Here is a 275-nt window from a genome sequence, read left to right on the forward strand (position 1 = left end):
AGGTGCTCTTCAACGCGCCCCCCGGCAACTGGGACGGCGGCGAGCGCGGCCTGGCCTGCCTGCCGGGCCGCGAGAGCGAGTTCCGCGACGGCATCGCCAAGGCACTCGACTACGCCGCTGCGCTCGATTGCCCACGCGTCCATGTGATGGCCGGCCTGCTACCTGCCAGCCTGGCCCGCGAGACGGCCAAGGCGGCCTACGTCGAGAACCTCCGGTGGGCCGCGGCCGAAGCCGCGAAGGCCGGGCGCGACCTGCTGATCGAACCCATCAACACG

Annotated in this window: 1 protein-coding gene; it reads left to right on the forward strand. The window is 72.4% G+C overall.

What is annotated here, in order from left to right; all coding sequences use genetic code 11:
- A partial coding sequence (locus CVH10_RS20295) for a TIM barrel protein (RefSeq protein WP_146143176.1) occupies positions 1 to 275 on the forward strand: 275 nt, incomplete at both ends.

The sequence above is a fragment of the Halomonas sp. ND22Bw genome (genome assembly GCF_003011945.1).
Lineage (GTDB): Bacteria > Pseudomonadota > Gammaproteobacteria > Pseudomonadales > Halomonadaceae > Halomonas > Halomonas halophila.